The sequence below is a fragment of the Bradyrhizobium sp. RDM12 genome, from assembly GCF_051917485.1.
Taxonomy (GTDB): domain Bacteria; phylum Pseudomonadota; class Alphaproteobacteria; order Rhizobiales; family Xanthobacteraceae; genus Bradyrhizobium.
This window is the reverse complement of the sequence record NZ_CM133064.1, coordinates 7476077-7493635: the sequence shown is the minus strand read 5'-3', so window position 1 is coordinate 7493635 and position 17559 is coordinate 7476077. Positions and strand designations below refer to the sequence as shown.

Below are 17559 nucleotides of genomic sequence, written 5' to 3'. Positions count from 1 at the left end.
TTCGAAGCCCGGCATGAAACAATTTTACCCGCTCTTTTTCATACCGATGCCCGGGCCATGCTCCGTGACGCTTCGATCGAGCACGATTTGGGCGGGGGCAAGAAGTCGTTCGAAGCCATCACGCTTTCTCGGACGGTCAGGCTACCGATCTCGGAACAGGCCGCTCGGCTGTTCACGATGCCGAGGCTCCCTCCTCTACGCTGACCGATTGCTTGGTGATAGCGGCCGCCTCGGTGCAAAATCTCATCGCGCGCACAGCATGCGTTGACTTGGCGAGGCCGCCAATGTGTTCCTATTGTTGGCGACTAACTCCCATCTCGCGTTGCAACTGCGGTGAGAGGCCCATCGCGCCCTCGGTTCGCCCCTGGCCAGTCCCCAAATTTCGAGAGGTTTGTGTCTGAGTGGAGGTCGACCCCGTGGACGTTGTGGTCGAGGCAGGTGAACTGGTCGTCGTCCCGGTGTAGCCGCTGCGTACGCCGTTGGTGGAGGTGCTTTGGGCCACAGCTGAGAGAGATGTGCCAATGAGAAACGCTCCAGCCAGGAGCACGTAACGTTTGCCGGTCATAACTCTAGATCCCTCAAGGTTGGTCGCGATTGTGGATTAGACGCAGCCGCTTGCCAACCGGCGCATTGCGGCAAATGCGGTAAGGGCCGACGCCGAGACAGTCTAAGAGGGTGGTCTGGGCAAGAAGGCGAGAATTGTCTGAGCCAAAAGGACGCCTACGGTTCCGCCTGCTGCCTTTTGTAGCACATCCAACAGAGCTGGATCGCGATCGGGTGTCAATGCTTGCAGGACTTCCAATCCTATTGCGACGGAGATCACTAGGCTGCAAGCGAGACCGAGGCGTCCAGGAAGCAGGAAAGACAAGAGAAAGCCCAGCAGACCGTAAGCGCTGAACCTTTCGACGACCACGATCCAGTAGGCCTCGGAATGCCCAACAAGCACAGGTCTTCCTGTCAACTTCGCCAAGGTGGCGTAGCTGATTAAGGCGAGGCAGACGGCAGTGGCCGCGACGAAGGGGTTTCGGAGCATTTGGGCACCATACCCCAGTTCCAAAACGGTGTGCCGGCAAACCGTTGCTATCGTTAAAGACGCTTGCGTACTCTCGCCAACAAGTTTCTTTCGGGGATCAGCCACTGCGACGGCCGCTTGATGCGACCCTCGGCATCTGTGCAACATTTGCGCCGCCGGAACGGATTAGGAATTGTGGAGGTGGTTGCGACGGTCTTGAGGAGCGGACGTAAGGCTCCCATTTGAGGTACTTCGTACGACGTCGATGCGAGACAGCCGATCGCGTCCCATAACCTGCGGCGAACGAAATTGCCACGACGCCAGCCAAAAGTAGGAGTTCGAACATACTGAAGCACCACCGTCGCGACGATTGCCTCTTGGATACTCCGGCTGCTCAGCACTGATAAGGCAGATTTGCGGACTTCCTATGGCTCGCAATCACATGAATTTGCTTGCAGTCCGCGGAACTCTTTCAAGAATCATGCAAGGCATGGTGGTGAGAATCATGCGCGCCTTTTCATAGGGCAACTCGCCAGAGCCTGCGCGAACGGAGCTCGCGAATGCCGTAACCCGTGGCAATTCCAGCCGCAAAAATAGTCAACAAGAGAAGCAGTGCCAGTACTAAGGTCAAAGCATTTGCCGTGCCATATTCCATTCAAGCGCGCGGCTCGTTCTGCGCGTGACGATCTCAGGTATTCCTCTAAGCGACCAGCTCGATATCCTGTTTAGTGCCGGCCGACGCAGCTAAGCTATGCTTCTCAAGGAGCTCGATGAACTTCGTGACCGGCAGGGGCGCGGCGACGAGATAGCCCTGGCCTCCTCGACACCGCACGAGATCAGCGCGCGGACCTGCTCCTCGGTTTCGACGCCTTCCGCAACCACGGTCATGTGGAAGTCCCTTGCGAGCGCCACCAGCATCTCCACGATTGTCGCGGTCGAGGCATCCACCGTGATAGTGTCGACGAAGAACTTGTCGATCTTGATCGTGTTGGCGCCGAGACCCTTCAGCGGTGACAGCCCGCTATGGCCGACACCGACGTCGTCGATGGCGACGCGGAAACCGTAGTCGCGCAGCTCACTCACCACGGCTGCTGCGCGCGCGAGATCATCGAGCTCGTCGCGCTCGGTCACCTCGACCACGATCTGCCGCGCCGAAACCCGTGCCGCGGCGACGGCGCTGCGGAGCGCTTCGATGAAGCCTTTGCTCAAGAGGTGCCGTGGCACCACGTTGAGCGAGAGCTTGAAATTCTTGTCGGCCTTGAGATGAGACTGGAGGTCGGCCAGCGCGCGCCCGAGCAGCTGCCAGGTCATGGCTTCGATCCGTCCGCTGGATTCCGCCAGCGGAATGAAGTTCATCGGCGGGACCACCGTGCCGTCCTCGCGCAGCCAGCGTGCCAGGATCTCGCAGCCCCTGATCTCGCCGGTCCGAAGATCGAAGATCGGCTGGAAATACGGCCTGAACTCGCCACGAGCGAGCGCACGGTCGAGGTCGGCAACGGGCCTTCCATGCGCCGGGTCCGCGACAGGAGGAGGCCGAACAGCGCGCCGAGCGCGAGCGAGACCGCCATCGCCGGCCAGTAGGCTTCGCTGTTCCACGTCGACAGCACGGTCTTGTCGATGCGGATGACGGTGCGCAGCGGATAGCGCGTCGAGCTCCTTTCGAAATCGACCCGATGCGCCAGCGCCTTGTCGGCGTCGAGCATGAACTCGCCGAGCTGTGCTCCGTTCGTGAGCGCGAGCAGCACCTCGCCGTGCGCGCGCGACTCCGCCGGCATGACGTCGAACAGGCCGGAATTGATGCCGAGGATGGCGACCAATGCCTTCTTGTCGCCGATGTCCCTGAGCACGCCGAGCGCGTCGCCGCCGAATTGCTCGACGCGGAACAGCATCAACCTCGAATCGCGCGAGGCAAGCATGTCCGCGCGATCGACCCAGCCCTTGTCGAACTCGAGCGTCTCAGAATAGGCCGAGCAGATCACCGAGCCGTCCGAATTGACGAGGCGGACGTCTTTCACGGCGGAGCGCTGATAAACGTGGAGGCGGATCGCCTGGAGCGAGGCCGGGTCGCATGTGGCGAGCCCGCGGCTGGCCAGCTCGTCGAGGCTCGCGGCCGCAAAATCGACAGCGAATTCAGACCGGCGCAGCACGACCTCGGTCAGCTGATCGAGCTGGCGTGCCTGCTGGTCGTGGATGAAACGCGTCGCAGCGGAGTGACCGGCAACGGCGAACGCAACCATGCCCGCAAGCACGAGCGCCGCCAGTGAGACTTTCGGCCGCGCTGCTTTCATCCGGCCCGAGGTGGGGTAAGAGAGGACTACCGGACCCTAATCTTGGAAGCGCAAAGATAAGGTTTAAGAGGGTTCGTTCTCGGAGCAATCGTAAACGGTCGGTTCTCCGGGAGGATTCCGATTCAGTAAACCCGGGGCGATTGCAAAAGGCCTGCGTTCCGCGACTAGTCTTTGCGGGGCTCAACGACGGTCGGGATTTTCCGGACGAGCGCCGTAGCATCCAAATATGGCTTAGCTCAAAGTGGTCCGGGCGAAGCCGATGGCGAACTGGCCGCGTAAGTCAAAGCCGCAAGGCGACGAATGCAAGGTTAAGAACCAACTAAATTGAGACTATGATAATGAGGTAATATTCCACGAGGGGAACTCCGTCGAGTGCCCCATGCCCAACGACTAAAGAGGTTCGAATGGCCGACATCTTCCCAAAAATCCTTGCAACCTCACGGATTCCAGTGTCGCCATGGCTCGAAGTTATTGCACGGGATGTACAGTTTCACGGTAGCTCCGTCGCCGAGACCTACTACGCCGTCGCGCAGCCCGACTACGTTGTTGTGCTTGCGATTGCGCCCGACTCGCGCGTGCTGCTGGTGAGGCAATACCGTCCTGCCATTGAACGGTTTTCCCTTGAGCTGCCTGCAGGAATGCTGGACCCAAACGAAGACCCGCACACTGCTGCCGCACGTGAGCTCCTTGAGGAAACCGGTTATCCAACAGCGACCATCGAGTTGATCGGTAAGGGGGCAACTTGTTCAAGTCGAATCAGCAACACGACCCATTCGTTTTTCATTCGAACCGGCGAGCGGGTAGCCAACTTTACTGAGGAAACGGGCGTCTCCGTTAGTTTGGTCTCGTCCGCCGAGTTGAGTGCATTGGTGCTGTCTGGTGACTTTGCCGAGCAAGGGCACGTCGGCGTAGTGGCTCTAGCAGTTGCTAGAGGCCTGATTGAGCTTTAGCTCCCTTTGTTCGGCTCGAGCAGTGCAGCACCGGGCTGAACTTACACTCCATTCTTTTTTCCGTTCTTCGACTTGAGCGAAAGGCCCAAACGCAAAGACATGCGCTTGATCGCGTCAGGCGAGCGCCCGAGTTGCTTCGCCGCCTCTTCCAGCGACGTTGAAGATTTGGCCAGCTCCATGAGCCGGCGGTCTTCCTTGAACGACCAGGGCTTCCGCGCCATAACCGAAAAACTCCTCTCGCATCGACACAAAAACAAAGCCGCCAAGCGGACCCATGTCGCTCGACGGCTTCGCTTGGGTGGGGCCGGCTCTTGGGGGAAGCCCGGTGCGAAGATGGATATGCGATCCGTGAGACTTCGCAACAAACAACGGCGATTAAGCTAACCCCTCAACCTTACCGCGAGGAAATTGGCCCCTGGCGCTCAGTACAACTCCGGGGTTTTCCTGATCTGGCGCCGATCAGCGACGGTCGCAGCCATCCGGCCCACCGCCTCCCGCCATCACGTCCGGTTGACGCAGAACCGGTCCGCTCTCCCGCGAAGACAGCTCAGGCGCGCCATCGAAAAATTGTTCCGTCACCCGATGCTGCGCGCCGCATCGATTCAAAATTCGTTGAAGATCGATGTCGTGCAGGAGTCCGCGTGCGCATCAGCCGTTTCTAGCCTGCATCCGTCACGAGATCGTCGAATTCGTTCGGCTATGATCGTGCCAGCGATACGAATAAACAAGAAGATCGAGATGCTTCAAAAATCCTATCTGCTAAGCCTCTGGCGAAGATGAGAGAGCGGGCATTCGAACGTGCCTTTCTCGGCATCGCGCTGATCGCAATGGCGGCGTGGTCCTATTTCATCATCCTGCTGTCGGTGAATTTCTTCTTCTGGGTCGTTGGTTGATGCGAACGGCCAGGAAGCAAGCACGCTGCTGCCCAAAGATTCCCGCCTGTGACGACAAAATCAGCGACGGTGAGCACGATCTCGACACAACTAGAAGATGAGAATGTTCGATCGCCGAATGGAGGCGACGGACGCGCGGCCAAAGTGAGAGACGTCCGATTCTGATTGCGACCTTCATTGGTCTCTGCATCGGCTATGCGATGCGCGCGCCGAGGGCGCACAGGGAACAACGTCCAATCCGCGCTGCCTGGGGGCGCCAGCAGGTGCCGTTTGCCAGGGCGCGCCGTGCGTTCTGAGTGAATTCAGCCGAAACCACACCGCGCGAAGGTAACCGTGCGAGGCAGGTTAGGCCGTGCCCGATATCGATTGGAGATTTGTCAGTCATTGATTAATGCACTTGGTGCCAAAGTTGACCTACTTCGCCAATGCGTGAGCTCCCTTGTGATCCAAGACAGACGCTCCGTGAGAGCACTGAGGACCGCAATTGCCAAGCAGGGATGCAGGGACGCAGGCACGTTATTGCGCGTGGCAAAGACCCGGTGCAATGCTCACTCCCCACGGTCGGCGATCGTGGTCCATAGCCGAGGCTGACCCGGCATCTGAATTCGAACCCAGCGATAGGGTACACGCGCCCACGGCTTGATCACCGGCGTCAGATTGTCGAGAACCAGATCGCCACTTTGGGTACGCACGACGAGAATGAGGTGATGCTTTCCCCAACGGGTCACAACCTCGCTCAGCAGCAGCGCGCTTGAGGGCCAGCCTCGGTCGAGCAGTTTGTGGCGCTTAGTCACTGCGTAATCATTGCAATCCCCTCGATCCGGATTGATCAACCAGGCTTCGACGCCCGAGCTCAATTCTGCGCCGTCCGGACTAATGCTGCGGTTGACGGTTTGATTGATCTCTTTGAGAATGGCCCAGCGTTCGCCAGCCAGGCGAACCAGACCCCCGCGAAAGAGCGGCTGGGTGCGACATTCGTCCGCGTAGCGCAGGCAAAACATCGTATAGGCCATCGGTGGAAGCGTCGGCGTTTCGAACCGCATGTGACGTATTGTTGGCGGCGGGGGTACCGTCGGCATCTCCAGCTGCATTGCATTGACGGCGTCAGGCCCGACGATTATCCCCGCAATCGCCAGCACAGCAGTTGTAAAAAAGGGCGCATGTCATGCTTCCCTATCTGTGGGGGACGCTAGGTGGTGAGAGTTCCCGTGCCGCGCCGACCCCTCACTTCAAAGTCTCTCGAGTTGCGCTTTGTGCCTACAACCTCGTAGCAATGTAAGATTGCATGCGTTAGCGTAACACCTCCCGGGGCAATCGGTTCCGGAGGAAGTAGCAGGCCCACTTGCCCCCAACGGTGCGCCAAGTCCCGATAGATGTGCAGTTTGTGCCAGTGGCTGAACCGTGAAGTGTGGTCGCAGCGTTTTTGCAGTGGCCCCTGCTTACCGGTCGGTCCGTCCTGTGGCTCGCCGGATTGCTAACTTCGATGGTGGCCTTCGGAGCTTTAGCTGGGATGGTCATCGAGTTGGCTCCGTGCGAGGGAAATCACTCCCGAAATGGCTTGGTGCTTATCGCAGCATCGCTTGCAGTGCCGTTTTCGAGCAGCGCAGTATCCTAGTGGGTGTAGTTACTGGGGATCCAGGGTTGCTTGCTGTCAGCGTCAGTGGTCTCTCTCGAACAAGGTGTGCGGTGGCGTCGGATTCGGTCGGTAGTTCCCCGAGGTCTTCATCATCGGAAAGCCCCTCGCACAACCCGAGAACAAGGTCCGCCCACAGCTGACTGACCCGCGCCAATAAATCCTCGCCGATCCTAAGAAGTACGCATCCTCAGAGCAGTTTCGAGCCCCGGCTGTAGGCGTTGAATAGCTCACCAACAGCTCCTAAGTTTACTTCGATCCGTTGGAAATCAGGGAGACGTCGATGGGAAGGTTTGCCATTGTCGCAGCGGTCCTAGTCGTGCCGGCGCTCGCAGCCGCGCAAAACCAGGGCGAGAAAAAAGTGGATCAGAAGTCGGACAATTGCTTTTACACCGTCGGAAATCAGGCAATTCAAGTGCCGTTCGGCGCGAGTGTTTGCCGCAGACAACCGGCGCCGTACGACGACAAGTATTCGTTACTTCGCTGCACTCCCCCGCTCGATGAGATCGACTCGGACATTAAGCGTGGGGACGCTCGCTGCGATCGCTACGAAGAGCGTCAGTAGGAAGCGTGCGCTTCCGCAGGTGAGGCTTGAGACGATTTGGGCGATCCATCCGAAACGCTCTGCGCATTCGGTCGAAGGGACAGCTTCGGGCGGGAAGAACGTGAGACCGAAGCCGCCGTTTCAGGCTTGAGTGTCGTGGAGAACGCCTTTAGCTTGTTGAGCATGCGTTTCTGGGCCGCATTTGCAACATTGAATGGTTCGCGCGCGAGGCCGCCGGTGGATGTTAGTCCGAGGCGAACGAATGCGGCCAATTTCTCATCGGCATCTACGCCAAACGATGAGGTAACAGTTGGAGTTGTTGGGCAAGCTTTAGAACGCTCTCTGTCCAAGGTTATCTCTTGCTCAAGTATATGGTGGTCATCACTCAAGAACTTCGATTAGAACCTGCTGATCTTCGGTGCGGCGCTGGCGCACTGCGATCTCGCGATTCAATTCATCCAGCTTGGGATTAATGACCGCGGTCAAATGCAATCTCCTCCCCGGCGCCGGTAAAAGCCGAGAGCCTGGTGGGGAATGCCTACAAAATCGCTGCGAGGATGGGCTCGACAGCCTGCGTGTCGTGAAACGGTTGCGGGTAGGGACGGCTGAATGCGGGGCGCGGGATCGGCCGTTCGGATGAGGGGGAGTTCCTGCCACCACACCGTCATCATCGTTGCTTCGCTGCCGCCGTAGAGGGCGCACGAGTGCCGTTTCAACTGCAAGGCTTGAGGCTCGAGCTCGGAAAGCCGGATCTCGCCCGGCCATTTTTCGACTTAGGCCGCGATAGTCCTGCAGAACACCGGCAAGTCGCGAATGCCGTCGCTCGCATCATCGGACCGTCGTCGGTGTGTGTGGACTGAGCGTCGATTTGAGCGTGCCATGCCGGCATCAGAAAGGGATGCCAGCCCGTCAAACCGTTTACTGCTAGGGCCTCGGAATGCGCACAAGCTACGGCGGGTTGTGGATGCGGAAAAGTGATTGCAAGATGGTCGACGGCGGTCGCGTAGTTTGCCGCAGGGGCATTGGCGAACTCCGTGATTTGCGGAGCTCAATTGCCGAATGTTCATCCCGCTTCCGGCGTATTGATCGCGCGCACGTGGTTAGTAGGGCACTCCTATCGGCGCGAGGATTGTCTCACACGGACGACGCTCAACTCATGACGGTGCACCTGGATCCCGCGGTCGACAGGCCGGGTGATCCACAGCCGCAGCGCACGAAAGCGACGTCGAGGGCGAGCCAAAGGATGACGAAGTGCATCATTGAGACGGTAGCGACGCACAGAACCACCGGCCGTCTAGCGTCAACTGGCCTCGTGACCGGATCTGTCAGCCCTGGTTGGTGGCCTTCGATTTGAGCGACAAGCCAAGGCGCAGTGCCATGCGCTTGACCGCGTGGGGCGACCGACCCAGCTGCTTTGCCGCCTCTTCCAGTGAAGTACAAGACCTGGCCAGCTCCATCAACCGACGGTCTTCCTTGAATGACCAGGGCTTGCGCGCCATGTCCAAATTGTTCCTCTCGCAAATCCAAGACAAAGCCGCCAAGCGACCCATGTCGCTCGACGGCTTTGCTTGGGTGGGGCCGGACTCTTGGGGAAAGCCCGGTGCGAAGATGGTTATGCGATCGGTGAGACTTCGCAACAAACAACGCGGGTTAAGCTAACTGCTCAACCGTACCGAGATAAATTCGGCACGTGCCTCCCGTATAACCACGGGATTTCTTCAACCGAGGCCGATACGCGTCTGCTGATAGCCGCGATCGAGAATGTCTTGCCACCATGTTCGATTGTCGCAGAACCAGCGAACGGTCTTGGTCAATCCGCTGTCGAAAGTTTCACGCGGCCGCCATCCGAGTTCGCGTTCGATCTTGCCGGGATCTATGGCGTAGCGCCGGTCGTGGCCGGGACGATCGGTGACGAAGCTGATCAGCCCGCGGTGCGAACCCGTGATGGGCGGTGAAATTTCGTCAAGCAGTTCGCAGATTTGCGCCACGACGTCGAGATTGCTGCGCTCGCAGCGTGCGCCGATGTTGTAGGTCTCGCCGACCGTGCCGTGCTCGAGCACCAGCGTCAGGGCCAACGCATGGTCGGCAACATACAGCCAGTCGCGGATGTTGCCGCCGTCGCCGTAGACCGGCAGAGGCTCGTTCGCCAGCCCGCGGATGATCATGTGCGGGATCAGCTTCTCGGGAAAATGATATGGCCCGTAATTGTTCGAGCAGTTGGTCACCATGGTGGGGAGCTCGTAGGTCTCCCGCCATGCGCGGACCAGATGATCGGACGAGGCCTTGCTCGCCGAATAGGGCGAGTTCGGCGCGTAAGCCGTATCCTCGCTGAACATGCCGTTGGCGCCGAGCGATCCAAACACTTCGTCGGTCGAGACGTGGAGAAATCGGAAGCGCGCGCGCCTCGCAGGCGTCAGTCCCCGCCAGTGCCGCAGTGCCTCCTGAAGCAACGTAAAGGTACCGATCACGTTGGTCTGGATGAACTCCGCCGGGCCGTCGATCGAACGGTCGACGTGGCTTTCCGCCGCGAGATTCATCACGGCATCCGGCTGGTACTTTTCGAACAATGCACGCAGGCCGGTGCTCTCGCCGATGCATTGCTTTTCGAAAGCATAGCGCGGATGGCCGACTGCGCCCGGCAGCGAGTCGAGATTGGCCGCGTAGGTCAGCTTGTCGATGTTGACGATGCGCGCACCGGTGTCGGCCATCAAATGGCGGATCACGGCCGAGCCAATGAAGCCCGCACCGCCGGTTACGAAAATGGTGATGCCCTCGAAGCGCATTCGGTCCCTGCTTCAGAAGCCGTCCGCCTTGCGCTCAAACGAGCGGTAGACCGACAGTAAATATTCGCCGTAGCCGCTCTTGGCGCTTTTTTGCGCCAGCTTCTCGAAGGCTTCAAGGGAGATGTAGCCCTGCCGCAGCGCAATTTCCTCTGGGCAGGCGATGCGCAGCCCTTGGCGCTGCTCGAGGATCTGGACGAAATGGCTAGCTTCGACCAGCGAGGAATGCGTGCCGGTGTCGAGCCAGGCCATGCCGCGCCCCATAATCCGAACGAACAGCTCTCCGCGCTCCAGATAGACCCTGTTGACGTCGGTGATCTCAAGCTCGCCGCGCGCGGACGGCGAAATCCCGGCGGCAATGTCGAGAACGTCATTGTCATAGAAATAGAGCCCCGTCACCGCGACGTTCGAGCGCGGTTGCGCAGGCTTCTCCTCGAGGGACAGCGCGCGTCCGCCAGCATCGAGCTCAACCACGCCATATTGATCCGGCGTATTGACGGCATATCCGAAGATCGTGGCTCCGCGCTTGGGCGCGGCGGCCCGGCTCAACATCTCCGGTAGACCGTTGCCATAGAAGATGTTGTCACCCAGCACCAGGGCGACCGGGTCCTTGCCGACGAAGTCTCGGCCGACGATGAAGGCGTCCGCCAATCCGCGCGGGCTGTCCTGATGGGCATAAGAGAAACGCAGGCCGATTTCGGAACCGTCGCCGAGCAACCGCTGGAACAGCACCTGGTCCTGGGGAGTCGTGATGATGAGGATGTCCCGAATACCCGCGAACATCAGGGTGGACAACGGGTAATAGATCATCGGCTTGTCGAAGACAGGCAGGAGCTGTTTCGACACCACGGCCGTCACCGGATAGAGCCGGGAGCCCGTTCCTCCTGCCAGGATAATACCCTTCATGCGTCCTCAAAGCCCAAACTAAATGCCTGCCTCGTGATAATGCATGCCTCGGCGTGTGCAAGGGGCTTCTCGACCGAGCACCCCGCAGACAGCGCCCACCCGACGGATTATACTGCAGGCGGCAAGTCTGGACGACTGTGATGACGCGTATGAAGGCCCATTTCGTCGCGACCTTCGTACTGGTTGTTGCTGCCCAGGCATGGACGGGGCCAGGCCGCGCGGGCGACGAGGTGCCGGCAGCCGAGGCGCCGGCGAACGACCTAGCTCTTTCCCCCGACAGTTTGATCCCTCGCGAAGATTGGAAGCGCCGGATCGAAGATGCGCGCAAGCGTGCCGAGCGGGCGCGGCGAGATTGGCAGCACAATGCTCCGCTGCGCTTGTTCGCGCCGGATCCGCCTGAGAAGATAGCCACCCAGCGAGTGCTCGGCGGCGACACGCTACAATCAGGAGACATTGTCTCCACAGACAAGGGCTTCTTTCTGTTTCGCGGTCGATCCGGCGCGGATGGACAGACTCCGGACCTCGTGCCGATAGCCCCCGCTAGCTTGGTTGCACGACACTTATTTTATTCCGTCGCGCTGGAGCCTCGCGAATTTTGTCCCGGCCGATACGAATCGAGTCGTCGCGCGCGAAATCGTGAATGTCCAGGCAACTTCGGTTCACAATCCAATCATGATGCGCGCAGGCAACATTGCTTTGCTGAATGGTCTCTAGAAAAATTCTTGTGACGCGTTTTACGATGACGCGTCACGAGATCGTCGAATTCGTTCGTCTATGATTGCGCAAACGACCAATGCGAATACGCAAATGCTTCAAAAGACCTGGGCGGCATTTCCTTTCACCAAGATCAGAGAACGGGCATTCGAAGGCGCGTTCTTCATCATTGTGCTCGTCGCAATGGCCGGTTGGGTTTATTTCATCACACTGTCGCTGGTGAGATTGGTCCTGTGGTTCCTTAGCTGATCGCAGGCCGACGACTAATCCGCAAGCAGATTGCCGCCCAAAATTTCTCTCGCTTGATGACGAAACTATCGGCGTTCATCATCATGCTGACACAACTGCACGATGAGAATGCTGCGTCTGGGAGATGTAAACGTTCCGCAAATGAAAAGACTTCCCAATGACGCCATTCTTGATCGTGATCTTGATCTTCCTTGCCGGCTTCGGTTCTGGCTACGCCGCGCGTAGGTGGCGATCGCATAAGCGGATGCACGTGCGTCAGCTCTACGCACCGTACGGGCCACCCTCGTCTCGGCCAGCTGCGCGCAGATCATTTTAAGGATGTACAGCCGGAAGAAGATGTCGATACTCCGGTCTAGCGTTTGCATGGACGGGTAGACGGTGGGCTGGGTCCACGATCATCGAAGTAACCTTGTCTAGTTAGGTTAAATCGCAGCTGCCATTGTCCGCTTATACGGTGGTAGTTTAAGTGCTCCACGGATTTTGAAGGCCTTTGATTGCTTCCTTGCTGTCGGGTTTAGGTGGTTGTGGATGATCTGGCTCGTTGCTTTGTTCGTACCGGGCTTTCGCTGTTTGTCCGGGCTTATGGTCGCCGCTTCAATACGTTGAGTGGTCCTTGGATCTTGCGAGAGCCAGCGCATCATGACTGACCTTATGAATAGCGCGCCGAGGCGATATTTCGTCGATGCGGGTGGGCGACGGGTCCTGATCGGGTTGACCCTCGATGAGACGTTCGAGTTCGAGCGGCTGGATAGCCAGCCCGGCGCTGCCTTGGTAAATGGCGATATTGTCTGCGGCGAAAGCGTTTTGCGGCAGATTGCGGGCGAGCAGCGTTGGCTGGAATTGTACGCCAAGCATGAAGGCGCCTGGAAAGCATGGATGGCCCAAAATCGGGCTGAGCAGCGCGGGGGCTTTAGCCTTTATTAACCATCCTAGACCCATTTTCTGGTCTGGCGCTTTCAATCGGAAAATGCACGCATGTTTCAGCTATTTTTGCGGGCCCGCACCCATAACTTTCTGAAAGGCCACAGCCGGGCTGAGCAGGAATTCCGTGCTCGTTCCCCTGAGCGCGATGCCGAAACAGATCAGTCTCGCATTGAAACTATCATGATAGCGATCGAAGACGCTCTGCAGGCGGCCGAGCGGGAACAGTCGGGCCTGAACCGCCGGGTGGAAGATGTGTTGGCACGGGCTGCAGTGACCTTCGGCAACGGTAACGACGAATATCTTGAGCGCGAGGCGCTTGACAACCATCATCAAGACCTCTTCGACAAGGAGATCTTGAACGGCCAGCGGCGGCTTAAGGAACTTGGTTCCTCAATCGCTCATTTCAAATTCTTGAGGGCGGCGATTCTCAGCCGGTTTCCCGAGTTAAAGGCGGAGAGGGTGAGTTAGGCCAATCCCGGTCATACCCACACCTGAACGCAGGTAGGCACTGGTCAACTCGATCGGTCGAAGCTCCAACAGCTCAATACTGAAGAACATTCTCCGGAAATGCCGGGTGGGTGTAGCGCGCATATGTGCGGACCCGACCGTAATAGTAATTGGGCTCGCCGCGCGTTCGAGGGTCAAACGCGGATGAATAGCCCTGCTCAAGCGAGCGGTGCCGAACTTTGACCACGATCGGACAACCACAGCGGGGACCGCAATAGGGGCTGGAGCCGCGATCGATATACGGGATGCTGGCCGCATGGCGGACGGCAACCGGCGGGACGGCATAGTCGGCGGCCGCGGACGGCGAGATTAATACGATCAGGCTGACGCCAACCAAGAAAAGTCCAAAAAAGACCGCATGCTGTAGATTCTCCCGATTGGGATCAATTGTAAGCGCTACGTCGCAAATGGCAAGCGCAAGCGCTGGCGGGCCCTAACCCCTAAGCGTGAGACGAAAGGGGGTCGATTGTCCCTACAGCCTGCTCGAGAAAACTTTTCCCATGCCTTGACGCACGTCGGTAGGCGCGCACGATTGCTGGTTTTTGATCGGGGCGCCGCGCTAGCATCAAACGCAGGTCGCCGCGAACCAACTCTGCCAGGTCGGCGTCGGTCGTCGCATCCGAGAGGGTCGCGGTATCGAGCCGCACTGGCATAAGTTCTAGCGCGGTCGGCGAGGTGTAATAGGACATCTTCAAGGCGTTGACCGAGGCAGGGCCGCCCCGATCGTAGTGGTCCTCCAGCACAGCAAGTGCAAGCCAAAGCTCGGCATCGTACGGGGCGGACGAAAGTATCTGCCTGAGATGCGATCGCGCTTGCTCGCTCTCCAAGGAGACTCCGCCTCCTCCTCGACCAGGTTCAAGGACCCGCAATGTTTCGTTCAAAGTGGCGTCGCTTTCCAAATCGGGTCTAAACCAGGGCGAGGACATGGTCCATGTGAATCCTGGCTTTGCTTGCCCGAAAATCTTCGTTGGATCGCTCGGAAATTGCGATCGGGGTTCCGATCCCAGTTGCGCGGCCGCGGAGACAATGCCGTAGCAACCGACGATTAAGGCCAGGGTCAAGAAAGTCATACGAACGCGGACCGAGGGAGTCATTCGCGGGTTACCCATATTACAAGGCGAGCAAACTGTCGTTCTGGATCGTTAGCAAGGTCAAATTCCCGGTCGCATAAGCTCCGGTGTCGATATTTATCCGGTTGGGACGCACATCCGGGTTTGGAACGGGGGGTATGCCCGTGAACTATATACTTCCCAAAGTATTCGTTACTTGAGAGGAACTCATCGCGGATCCAAAGCATGTCTTGTTCGTCTTGTTTGGCCAGCGGTATGCCCGGCCGGACACCTGCATGCACAAAGAAGAAATCTCCACAAACGAAACGCGCCCGGAGGCTTTTCAAGAATCTCAGCTGGTATCTTGGCATTGCAAGCTGCAGCTGTCGGATCAATTCTGCCTGCTCGAGGGGATCGGGGTTGAGCGAAGGTCTTAGGCCATAGGAGGTCAACGTCGGAAGGGCCCCAAACTGCCGCCAAGCGTGAAATTGGCCTGGATCATCGAGCAAGCTAAGTAAGAATGCTTCATGATTGCCCTTTAAGAAAACCGATTCATGCTTCAGACCCCGATCGATCAAGAGGTCAATTGTTCGTTTTGAGTCCGGGCCTCGATCAACGTAATCCCCAAGGAATAAATGGATTGCACGCCGGGAGCCGATGTTCGCCAGATCCCGGTCAATAACTGCAAACATCTGCTCAAGCTGATCCGCGCACCCGTGAATGTCGCTTAGCGCGTAGATGCGTATGCCTTCCGGTAACTTCGGTTTGGCCGGTTTAGTCCTCAAGCGCGGCAGCTTTATCATGGGTCGAGTTTGTATCCGGTCGGTGAACCTCGACGGGCGGATTGGTAAACGCAGTCCGAAGACTATAGCCATCAATTTATTAAATAGAATGCGTGCATCGGCGCAGTATTTAAAGCGCTGGTGGGTAGCCTCCTAGCCAATAATGCTACGGGGAGCAACCAATGCGCAACAAATGGACGCTGGCCGCTGCAGGCATGGCAATTGCGATCGTAACACTCAAGCCGGCTCATGCGGGCTTTGTAGGCCTACCCATGAACTTGCAGTCGTCTATGCAAAGGATTAAGGCTGCCGCGCCGGCTCTTCCGCCGATGGCCTACACGCAGTTTTGTCAGCGGTACGCACAGGAGTGCCGAGCGCAGCCGATTTTCCGTCCCGGGCTGGTTCGTCTGACCAACGAAAAGCTGGCGGACCTCAGGGAGGTCAACCAAATGGTTAACCTCGCCATCGCGCCCGAACCGAATGATCTTGGGCTTGCCGGCGAGAAGTGGCTGATCAATCCTGCACGGGGCGATTGCAATGATTACGCAGTAAGTAAGCGACACGAATTGCTCGCGCGCGGCTGGCCATCCCGGTCGCTTTTACTGAGTGAGGTCATCGTCAGTTCGGGCGAGCATCATCTCGTTCTGGTCGTCAGGACAGGCGATGGAGATTTGGTGCTCGACAATCTCACGTCACAGATAAAGTCTTGGTCGCGTGTCCCGTATCGCTGGGTTCGCATGCAAGTGCCGAACTCGCGATTATGGGCAACGATTGCCAGCGCCAAGGTTTAGGTCGACACACTGGAAGTCCTGCCGGAGCTTTGCGAAATGCCAAGACCGACCGTTCCCGCAAGTAGAATCTGGATCAATGGATCTGATAGGCTGCTGCCCGCGAACGCTTGGCCGATCGATACTGCAAAAACGGCTGCCGCAGCGGACGAATAGAACGAGTCTCGTCCTCGATCAATAGCGCCTCGTACCATGACAAAGAAAATCTGCAGGGCGCAGAGCAAAAGAATCGGAAGCGCAAAGCGTCCCCATTCAACAATAACCAGTATTGCCGTCGAGGAAGCTGCGGGTACCCTCATCTCGCCATAGCCTAGATAAACGCGAGCCAGTTGGTCGAACGTTCCGACTCCTCTCCTAGCCAAGTGGATCCTACCAAAGCGCGTTGTGCTAGTGCGATTGAGCTCGGCGCGTTCGATGAGGCTGCATTTATAACCTCGAATGGAAATGACATTCTCATTGATGAGAGCGCCACCCAACCGATGACAGGCACAAGAACCGTAATAAAGGCTGCCGAAACCCATGCAGCGAGTTCCATTCGGCGCGCGATCGCAACAAACGCCAAAATAGCCAAAGCGAGGCCGATTAACGCCAGCGCGTGATTATTCCCGCGAACGGCTAGGGAGGCTGACGCCGTCATGATGCCAAGCAACGCCAAGGCAATGCCCGAGAGAAGTGAAGCGCGTGACTTGTCCGCACGTCTCGCTTGTCGCCCGATGATCATGGTCATGATCGCGGCATTACCGATTGCAGCGATCGAGCCGACCATAAAGTGACCGCCAAGGGGACGAAGGCCAGGGGCGATCGAAGCAAAGTCCAGCAAATCCCCGAGGGTCCAAAAAGTCGCGACAGTTGTGAGCACAAATAGTGTGATTTCAGCTCGACGACGGTCGTTCGTGAGAAGTGCGGTCGAAAGCGTCAGACATAGGATCGCCAAGTACCAAATGAGGGCGTTTACAGTGCTTCCCGCGTTGACGCTTATTCGGCCAAAGAGTGACGGTTCATTTAACGCGAGCGCTGTGCTGGACCAAATTTGATTCCCAAGCAGAGCGAACGGAATTGGCGCCAGCTGCATCAACATCCAAGCGATTGGCAGGAGCATCGCTGCGGCGCATCGTCTCAGGCTTGATGTCGCGGCCGCAAACTCCGTGGCGGGCATTGCCGCTACCGAACACACCAACAAAAGAGCAGAAATAATGAAAGCCCCGTGTTGCACAAGACTTTCGGGAAGGAATGGCCCGGCCAAAGTCGCAACCAATAGCGAGGCGAGGAGATAATAGGCGATTTGCAAGTGGGTAACGGAAATTGTGAGGTTGAGCAGCGGTCGCTTGCCAGTTCTCCCGACTATCACGCGCGTATGGCTTCGCCAACAGTCGACAGCGTCTACGACTGATCAGGCGAGGTGAGCGCTCGGCGTCATCGAGGTTTGTTAATCGAACGTTGCTCATATAGGGCGGCAACGAATGCTCTCTGAGGCGAGCGTTGCTTAAGGCGCATCGGAAGCGCGCTTCTAGCGACTAGACCAAAACAGTAACCCAGCTGT

Annotated in this window: 18 protein-coding genes and 1 pseudogene; 7 read left to right on the top strand and 12 right to left on the bottom strand. The window is 58.1% G+C overall.

The features are described 5' to 3' along the window. Positions 1-667: 667 nt before the first annotated feature. The 3 genes from ACTGJ9_RS36480 to ACTGJ9_RS36470 all read right to left on the bottom strand — a co-directional run bounded on the left by ACTGJ9_RS36480 (position 668) and on the right by ACTGJ9_RS36470 (position 3300). Positions 668-1033 carry a VanZ family protein gene (locus tag ACTGJ9_RS36480; protein ID WP_456678741.1) on the bottom strand — a complete coding sequence of 122 codons (366 nt, stop codon included), beginning with the start codon at positions 1031-1033 and terminating at the stop codon, positions 668-670. A 723-nt stretch (positions 1034-1756) separates the two neighbouring features. After that, positions 1757-2452 (bottom strand): EAL domain-containing protein, encoded by a 696-nt coding sequence (locus ACTGJ9_RS36475; RefSeq protein WP_456678740.1) that lies wholly within the window; start codon positions 2450-2452, stop codon positions 1757-1759. Continuing rightward, positions 2365-3300 (bottom strand): CSS-motif domain-containing protein, encoded by a 936-nt coding sequence (locus tag ACTGJ9_RS36470; protein ID WP_456674975.1) that lies wholly within the window; start codon positions 3298-3300, stop codon positions 2365-2367. The genes ACTGJ9_RS36475 and ACTGJ9_RS36470 overlap by 88 nt, the downstream gene beginning before the upstream one ends. Before the next feature lie 404 nt (positions 3301-3704). Here ACTGJ9_RS36470 and ACTGJ9_RS36465 point away from each other — a divergent pair, with 404 nt between their 5' ends. Beyond that, on the top strand, positions 3705-4250 hold the full coding sequence (locus tag ACTGJ9_RS36465) for an NUDIX hydrolase (RefSeq protein ID WP_456674974.1): 546 nt from the start codon (positions 3705-3707) through the stop codon (positions 4248-4250). Positions 4251-4291: 41 nt separating this feature from the next. Here the strand turns inward: ACTGJ9_RS36465 and ACTGJ9_RS36460 are convergent, their stop codons facing one another. Then, entirely contained in the window at positions 4292-4471 is a 180-nt protein-coding gene (locus ACTGJ9_RS36460; protein WP_456674973.1) for a hypothetical protein, read from the bottom strand. A 1220-nt stretch (positions 4472-5691) separates the two neighbouring features. After that, on the bottom strand, positions 5692-6186 hold the full coding sequence (locus tag ACTGJ9_RS36455; RefSeq protein WP_456674972.1) for a transglutaminase-like cysteine peptidase: 495 nt from the start codon (positions 6184-6186) through the stop codon (positions 5692-5694). An 873-nt stretch (positions 6187-7059) separates the two neighbouring features. Between ACTGJ9_RS36455 and ACTGJ9_RS36450 the strand changes: the two genes are divergently transcribed. Further along, the gene (locus tag ACTGJ9_RS36450) at positions 7060-7341 is read left to right on the top strand and encodes a hypothetical protein (protein ID WP_456674971.1); all 282 of its coding nucleotides are present in this window, start codon (positions 7060-7062) and stop codon (positions 7339-7341) included. Positions 7342-8645: 1304 nt separating this feature from the next. On the opposite strand, the gene ACTGJ9_RS36445 is transcribed toward ACTGJ9_RS36450, so the two are convergent. The 3 genes from ACTGJ9_RS36445 to rfbA form a co-directional block, all read right to left on the bottom strand. Further along, positions 8646-8819 (bottom strand): hypothetical protein, encoded by a 174-nt coding sequence (locus ACTGJ9_RS36445; protein WP_456674970.1) that lies wholly within the window; start codon positions 8817-8819, stop codon positions 8646-8648. A 219-nt stretch (positions 8820-9038) separates the two neighbouring features. After that, positions 9039-10103, bottom strand: a complete 1065-nt coding sequence (rfbB, locus tag ACTGJ9_RS36440; RefSeq protein ID WP_456674969.1) for a dTDP-glucose 4,6-dehydratase — start codon at positions 10101-10103, stop codon at positions 9039-9041. Positions 10104-10115: 12 nt separating this feature from the next. After that, a complete protein-coding gene (rfbA, locus tag ACTGJ9_RS36435) occupies positions 10116-11006 on the bottom strand; it encodes a glucose-1-phosphate thymidylyltransferase RfbA (RefSeq protein WP_456674968.1) in 891 nt (296 codons plus the stop codon). Between the two features lie 140 nt (positions 11007-11146). On the opposite strand from rfbA, the gene ACTGJ9_RS36430 reads away from it, so the two are divergent. From ACTGJ9_RS36430 to ACTGJ9_RS36415, 4 genes are all read left to right on the top strand, one after another. Further along, the gene (locus ACTGJ9_RS36430; protein ID WP_456674967.1) at positions 11147-11734 is read left to right on the top strand and encodes a hypothetical protein; all 588 of its coding nucleotides are present in this window, start codon (positions 11147-11149) and stop codon (positions 11732-11734) included. A 79-nt stretch (positions 11735-11813) separates the two neighbouring features. Continuing rightward, positions 11814-11969 (top strand): hypothetical protein, encoded by a 156-nt coding sequence (locus tag ACTGJ9_RS36425; RefSeq protein ID WP_456674966.1) that lies wholly within the window; start codon positions 11814-11816, stop codon positions 11967-11969. Positions 11970-12608: 639 nt separating this feature from the next. Further along, positions 12609-12893 (top strand): hypothetical protein, encoded by a 285-nt coding sequence (locus tag ACTGJ9_RS36420; RefSeq protein WP_456674965.1) that lies wholly within the window; start codon positions 12609-12611, stop codon positions 12891-12893. 51 nt (positions 12894-12944) lie between these two features. Further along, positions 12945-13361, top strand: a complete 417-nt coding sequence (locus ACTGJ9_RS36415) for a hypothetical protein (RefSeq protein ID WP_456674964.1) — start codon at positions 12945-12947, stop codon at positions 13359-13361. 73 nt (positions 13362-13434) lie between these two features. On the opposite strand, the gene ACTGJ9_RS36410 is transcribed toward ACTGJ9_RS36415, so the two are convergent. The 3 genes and pseudogenes from ACTGJ9_RS36410 to ACTGJ9_RS36400 all read right to left on the bottom strand — a co-directional run bounded on the left by ACTGJ9_RS36410 (position 13435) and on the right by ACTGJ9_RS36400 (position 15252). Continuing rightward, positions 13435-13737 carry a hypothetical protein gene (locus ACTGJ9_RS36410; RefSeq protein WP_456674963.1) on the bottom strand — a complete coding sequence of 101 codons (303 nt, stop codon included), beginning with the start codon at positions 13735-13737 and terminating at the stop codon, positions 13435-13437. A gap of 103 nt (positions 13738-13840) precedes the next feature. Further along, the gene (locus ACTGJ9_RS36405) at positions 13841-14227 is read right to left on the bottom strand and encodes a hypothetical protein (protein ID WP_456674962.1); all 387 of its coding nucleotides are present in this window, start codon (positions 14225-14227) and stop codon (positions 13841-13843) included. Between the two features lie 283 nt (positions 14228-14510). Further along, positions 14511-15252, bottom strand: a pseudogene (locus tag ACTGJ9_RS36400) (metallophosphoesterase family protein). A 161-nt stretch (positions 15253-15413) separates the two neighbouring features. Here ACTGJ9_RS36400 and ACTGJ9_RS36395 point away from each other — a divergent pair. Continuing rightward, positions 15414-16022 carry a transglutaminase-like cysteine peptidase gene (locus ACTGJ9_RS36395; RefSeq protein WP_456674961.1) on the top strand — a complete coding sequence of 203 codons (609 nt, stop codon included), beginning with the start codon at positions 15414-15416 and terminating at the stop codon, positions 16020-16022. 307 nt (positions 16023-16329) lie between these two features. Here the strand turns inward: ACTGJ9_RS36395 and ACTGJ9_RS36390 are convergent, their stop codons facing one another. After that, positions 16330-17307 carry a hypothetical protein gene (locus ACTGJ9_RS36390; RefSeq protein ID WP_456674960.1) on the bottom strand — a complete coding sequence of 326 codons (978 nt, stop codon included), beginning with the start codon at positions 17305-17307 and terminating at the stop codon, positions 16330-16332. Positions 17308-17559: the final 252 nt, after the last annotated feature.